The organism is Burkholderia sp. LMG 13014, assembly GCF_905232215.1.
Lineage (GTDB): Bacteria > Pseudomonadota > Gammaproteobacteria > Burkholderiales > Burkholderiaceae > Burkholderia.
This window is the reverse complement of the sequence record NZ_CAJNKE010000414.1, coordinates 1-5,486: the sequence shown is the minus strand read 5'-3', so window position 1 is coordinate 5,486 and position 5,486 is coordinate 1. Positions and strand designations below refer to the sequence as shown.

At 65.0% G+C, this 5,486-nt stretch carries 7 protein-coding genes; 4 read left to right on the top strand and 3 right to left on the bottom strand.

All coding sequences use genetic code 11. The features are described from left to right. The coding region (locus JYJ84_RS27500) for a gamma-glutamyl-gamma-aminobutyrate hydrolase family protein (protein WP_205189696.1) at positions 1 to 696 on the bottom strand (696 nt) is incomplete at its 3' end. 283 nt (positions 697 to 979) lie between these two features. After that, entirely contained in the window at positions 980 to 1,165 is a 186-nt protein-coding gene (locus JYJ84_RS37975) for a hypothetical protein (RefSeq protein WP_043184603.1), read from the bottom strand. Between the two features lie 454 nt (positions 1,166 to 1,619). Between JYJ84_RS37975 and JYJ84_RS27495 the strand changes: the two genes are divergently transcribed. Both JYJ84_RS27495 and JYJ84_RS27490 read left to right on the top strand, forming a co-directional pair. Then, positions 1,620 to 2,171: a cupin domain-containing protein gene (locus JYJ84_RS27495; protein ID WP_043185160.1), complete on the top strand. Its 552-nt coding sequence runs from the start codon at positions 1,620 to 1,622 to the stop codon at positions 2,169 to 2,171. Between the two features lie 97 nt (positions 2,172 to 2,268). Then, entirely contained in the window at positions 2,269 to 3,759 is a 1,491-nt protein-coding gene (locus JYJ84_RS27490; RefSeq protein WP_122946433.1) for an aldehyde dehydrogenase, read from the top strand. Positions 3,760 to 3,821: 62 nt separating this feature from the next. Here JYJ84_RS27490 and JYJ84_RS27485 read toward each other — a convergent pair whose 3' ends face one another. Further along, positions 3,822 to 4,022, bottom strand: coding sequence for a heavy-metal-associated domain-containing protein (locus tag JYJ84_RS27485; RefSeq protein ID WP_021162112.1), 201 nt, complete (start codon positions 4,020 to 4,022; stop codon positions 3,822 to 3,824). Positions 4,023 to 4,370: 348 nt separating this feature from the next. Here JYJ84_RS27485 and JYJ84_RS27480 point away from each other — a divergent pair, with 348 nt between their 5' ends. Beyond that, positions 4,371 to 4,703, top strand: coding sequence for a cupredoxin domain-containing protein (locus tag JYJ84_RS27480; protein WP_122946432.1), 333 nt, complete (start codon positions 4,371 to 4,373; stop codon positions 4,701 to 4,703). Between the two features lie 12 nt (positions 4,704 to 4,715). Then, positions 4,716 to 5,486, top strand: a 771-nt coding sequence (locus tag JYJ84_RS27475) for an FTR1 family protein (protein ID WP_205189695.1), incomplete at its 3' end; no start/stop codon positions are given.

Here is a 5,486-nt window from a genome sequence, read left to right as displayed (position 1 = left end):
CGGGTCCTGCGCATGGCGCCATTCCGGATGCCACTGCACGGCGAGGGCGAAAGCCGGTGCATCGACGACGCTCACGGCTTCGATCAGCCCGTCCGGCGCGACGGCCTCGACGGCGAGGCCGGAGCCCAGCTGTGCGATGCCCTGCTTGTGCAGCGAGTTCACGTGCACTTCGTCGCGGCCGCCGGCGAGCGCGTGCAGCTTGCCGCCGGGTGTGAGGCGCACGACGTGCGCGGGGCCGTACTGCGTGTCCATCGGCGCGTCGTCGTCTTCGCGGTGATCGGCGAAGCCCGGCACTTCATGCACGCGCTGGTGCAGCGTGCCGCCGCAGACGACGTTCAGCTCCTGGAAGCCGCGGCAGACGGCGAGCACGGGCACGCCAGCAGCGATCGCCGCGCGCAGCAGCGGCAGCGTGGTCGCGTCGCGGGCCGGGTCGTGCTTCGTGCCCGGTGCGCTCGGTTCGCCGCCATACAGGTGCGGCTCGACGTTCGAGTAGCTGCCGGTAAACAGCAGGCCGTCGACCGTGTCGAGTACGTCGTCGACCGACTGGCGCTCGCCGAGCGCGGGCAGCACCATCGCGAACGCTTGCGCGCCGTCGACGATCGCGGCGACGTACTTGTCGCCGACCGTATGCGACGCGTGAGCGCCGATTTGCGTGTGGTCGGCGGTGATGCCGACGAGGGGTTTCCTTCTTTCCATGACGTCAATCAGTTATCCGGAGGGTTGTTGCTTACGTCTTGCCGGATGTGGCGAAACGCCGGAGTGCAACAGCCCCGCAGCCTTGCGCGAGACGCAGGGCCGCTGGTGAATGGGCGCAACGGGATGGTGTGGCGATCCGCGCTGCGCGCGACGATCAGGCCGTCGTTCATTTCATCGCGATACGCGACGCAGCAACGCATGCGCGAACGCGTTCCGTCACCGCATGGACGATGCGGTTGGCGAATCGGCTGATGAAACGAACGACGTAAAGAAAGGAGAGGCGCTACGGCAGCAGCGACGCCACTTCGTCGGTATCGACGGCGACGAAGGCGCGTGCGGATACGGCGTTGTGACGCCGAACGGAACGACGGGACAGGATGGTGTAGATCGACAGATGAAGCAGGCGAGGACTATGCCAGCCGCAACTGCCGTCGTCGGAAGCGGACGCCGCGCTGCGCAAACTTCGCACATCGCCTCGATCCCACCTCACCAGAGGGCCACGGACTCTCACGATTACACTCGACTGGGTTGTTGAAAGTATTGAACACCTGACCGTTTCGACGCGCTGGGCGTTTAAAATAATCAAGGCGCCGGTTACGCGTTATTTACATTGATGGGCATCAATTTTTGCGTTGCAATAACGTTTTTGCTGCCCATGAAAGCTTGATGACGCTAACCTGAGAGCCAGCATATACGAGCCAAAAACGGCGTCAAATGTTTTTTAACGGCGCTACATCAGGGCTTTCCCGAGCAGTGCGAACAAAAGATTCGTAAACGGAATAATGTGCAGGGTGTTCATTATTTCGAACGCCTTTCAGGGTTTTCCCCGCTGATGCGCGGCATAAAGTGATTAGAATATTCAACGGCTGTCCACCGCGTCGTTTCACTTTGTCATCGCACTTATCGTGTCCGAAACCGAATCGATGTCCACCGAAGTCGCCGAGCGCCTGCGTTTCGTGCGCAACAAGCATGGCCTGTCGCAGCGCGAACTCGCGAAGCGGGCCGGCGTGACCAACGGCACGATCTCGCTGATCGAACAGGGCCGCGTGAGTCCGTCGGTCGGCTCGCTGAAGAAGCTGCTCGAATGCATCCCGATGAGTCTCGCGGAGTTCTTCACGTTCGAGCTCGTCGATTCGCGTTCGGTCGTGTCGCGTCGTGACGAGATGCCGAACCTCGGCAACGACACGCTCGCGTTCCATCTGGTCGGCGCGAGCATGAAGGACCGCAACATGTGCATCCTGCGCGAGATCTACCAGCCGCAGGCCGATACGGGGCCCGAGATGCTCGTGCACGCGGGGCACGAGGGCGGTGTCGTCGTGTCGGGCCGGCTCGAGCTGACCGTCGACGGCGCGACGTGGCTGCTCGACCCCGGAGACGGCTACTACTTCGAGAGCCGTTTGCCGCACCGTTTTCGCAATCCCAGCGCGGACCTGATCTGCGAGGTCGTTTCGGCCAATTCGCCGGCGACCTTCTGACCTTCCCACCGCGCGTCACTGCATTCGCTGCCGGCCGGCTGCGCGTCACGCGCAGCGGCGTGCCGCATCGCGAATGCCAAAAAACTGAGGCATCCTGATGAACAAGTTGACTTTGGCTGACTGGCAGGACAAGGCGGCGTCGCTCAAGATCGAAGGGCGCGCATTCATCGACGGCGCGTCGCGCGACGCGCATGGCGGCAAGACGTTCGACTGCGTGAGCCCGATCGACGGCCGCGTGCTCGTGAAGGTCGCCGATTGCGGCGAAGCCGACGTGAACGCGGCCGTCGCCGCCGCACGCCGCGCATTCGACGCGGGCGTGTGGGCCGGGCTGAACCCGCGTGCGCGCAAGGCCGTGCTGCTGCGCTGGGCCGCGCTGATGCGCGAGCATCTCGACGAGCTGTCGCTGCTCGAGACGCTCGACGCCGGCAAGCCGATCGGCGACACCACGACGGTCGACGTGCCGGGCGCCGCGTACTGCGTCGAATGGTTTGCGGAAGCGATCGACAAGGTGGGCGGCGAGGTCGCACCGGCCGATCACCATCTCGTCGGCCTCGTCACGCGCGAGCCGGTCGGCGTGGTGGCCGCCGTCGTGCCGTGGAACTTCCCGATCCTGATGGCCGCGTGGAAATTCGGCCCCGCGCTCGCGGCCGGCAACAGCGTGGTGCTGAAGCCGTCGGAGAAATCGCCGCTGACCGCGATCCGCGTTGCACAACTCGCATACGAGGCCGGCATTCCGGCCGGCGTGTTCAACGTCGTGCCGGGCGCGGGCGAGCCCGGCAAGCTGCTCGCGCTGCATCGCGATGTCGACTGCATCGCGTTCACGGGCTCGACGGCGGTCGGCAAGCTGATCATGCAGTACGCCGCGCAGTCGAACCTGAAGCGGGCGTGGCTCGAACTCGGCGGCAAGTCGCCGAACATCGTGCTGCCCGATTGTCCCGATCTCGACCGTGCGGCGCAGGCTGCCGCCGGCGCGATCTTCTACAACATGGGCGAGATGTGTACGGCCGGTTCCCGGCTGCTCGTGCATCGCGACATCAAGGACGCGTTCATCGAGAAGCTCGTCGCGGCCGCGCGTGCGTACGTGCCCGGCAATCCGCTCGATCCGTCGGTGTCGATGGGCGCGATCGTCGACGGCATCCAGCTCGAGCGTGTGCTCGGCTATATCGAGGCCGGGCGCAGCGAAGGCAAGCTCGTCACCGGCGGTGCGCGCGTGAAGGCGGAGACGGGCGGCTTCTACGTGGAGCCGACGGTGTTCGAGGTGAAGCCGGATGCGAAGATCGCGCGTGAGGAAATCTTCGGGCCGGTGTTGTCGGTGATCGTGTTCGACGATGTCGACGAGGCCGTGCGGATCGCGAACGACACGGAATACGGGCTGGCCGCGGCCGTGTGGACGTCGAACCTGACGACCGCGCACGACGTGTCGCGCCGGCTGCGTGCGGGCACCGTATGGGTGAACTGCTACGACGAGGGGGGCGACATGAACTTCCCGTTCGGTGGCTACAAGCAGTCGGGCAACGGCCGCGACAAGTCGCTGCACGCGCTCGAGAAGTACACCGAGCTGAAGTCGACGCTGATCCGGCTGCGCTGACGCGTTGCCGGGTGCGGGCGCGGCGCCGTACGACGGCGTGCCCGCACCCGCGGAGGCGGGCGTTATGCGGTGCGCAGCGCGGGGTGGAAGCCGGCGGCTTCGATGATCGACTGCACGCGCTCGGCGCCTTGCGCCGATTCGACCTTGACGATCTTCGCCGCGACGTCGATGTCGAGCTTCGCGGCGGGATCGGCGGCCGTCACCGCGCGGGTGATGGCATTGGCGCATCCGCCGCAGGTCATGTCCTGGACTTCGAATTCCATCGTGTTCTCCTGAGTTGACGATTGACAAGCATCGACAGCATGAAGCTTGCCACGGTGGGAAGGTCAAGCGTACGCGTGTCGCCGGAAATCGGTGTGGCGTCTGGTTCCGGAGACAGCCTGTTGTAAAAATCAGGTCTGATGAATATCAGGCGGGCCTTCGACGTCATTCGGCACTTGTCCTGATTGACGGCGACGCGTTCCGGTCGAAGCAGGGCGGATGCCTTGCCGGGCCGCGCGCGACGTCGATCCATGAAGTGCGATCACCATATTGCGAGTAAGGGTACGCGAGGTGAAAATGCGAATCGCTCTTAGTATCAATCCTATCCGATATTTCAATTCGTTACCTACATGAACCGTTTCGCTTTCGGCTTCGCGCTGGCCCTGCTGGGCGCGTCGGCAACGTCCGCATTCGCGGCCGACGATGTCGTCAACCTGACCCTGAAGGATCACAAGTTTGCGCCGGAAGGCGTGACGATCCCGGCCGGCAAGAAGGTGAAGTTTGTCGTGAAGAACCTCGACGCGACGCCTGCTGAATTCGAGAGCGACGACTTCAAGGCGGAGAAGGTCGTGCCCGCCGGCAAGTCGGTGGAGATCCTGGTCGGGCCGCTGAAGGCCGGCACGTACGAATTCCACGACGAGTATCACGAAGCGCAGTCGAAGACGCACCTGACCGTCAAGTAAGCCGATATCGCCATGTTGTCTACCGCTCTGATCGTCTTTCGTGAAGTGCTCGAGGCCGCGCTGGTGGTGTCGATCGTGATGGCCGCCACGAAGGGCGTGCCGCGGCGCGGCTGGTGGGTCGGCGGCGGGCTGGTGGGCGGCGTGATCGGCGCCGGACTGATCGCCGCGTTCGCCGACGTGATTTCGCAGTGGGCGTCCGGCATGGGGCAGGAGGTCTTCAACGCGGGCGTGATGTTCGTCGCGACGCTGATGCTCGCGTGGCACAGCATCTGGATGAGCCGGCACGGTCGCGAGATGGCGATGCAGATGACCGAGGTCGGACGGGCCGTCGCGGCCGGCAGCAAGCCGCTGACGGGGCTGGCGATCGTGGTCGGCGTCGCGGTACTGCGTGAAGGCTCCGAGGCCGTGCTGTTCCTGTACGGCATCGCGGCGGGCGATCCGGGACAGACGCCGCAGATGATCGCCGGCGGGCTGCTCGGCGTGCTGGGCGGCGCCGGGCTCGGCTACGGGATGTATGCGGGCCTGCTGCAGATTCCGCTGAAGCGCCTGTTTTCCGTCACCAACTGGCTGATCGTGCTGCTTGCGGCGGGGATGGCCAGCCAGTGTGTGGGCTTCCTGCTCGCGGCGGGCCTCGTGCCGTCGTGGGGCGATGTGATCTGGGATACGTCGTGGCTGCTCAAGGAAACCAGCATCGTCGGCAAGGCGCTGCATACGCTGATCGGCTATACCGCACGCCCGGCGGGCATCCAGATCGTCGCGTACCTCGCGACGCTGGCCGCGATC

Coding starts and splice junctions, on each gene's coding strand:
- JYJ84_RS27495 (WP_043185160.1), top strand. CDS start 1,620: ATGTCCACCGAAGTCGCCGAGCGCCTGCGTTTCGTGCGCAACAAGCAT.
- JYJ84_RS27490 (WP_122946433.1), top strand. CDS start 2,269: ATGAACAAGTTGACTTTGGCTGACTGGCAGGACAAGGCGGCGTCGCTC.
- JYJ84_RS27485 (WP_021162112.1), bottom strand. CDS start 4,022: ATGGAATTCGAAGTCCAGGACATGACCTGCGGCGGATGCGCCAATGCC.
- JYJ84_RS27480 (WP_122946432.1), top strand. CDS start 4,371: ATGAACCGTTTCGCTTTCGGCTTCGCGCTGGCCCTGCTGGGCGCGTCG.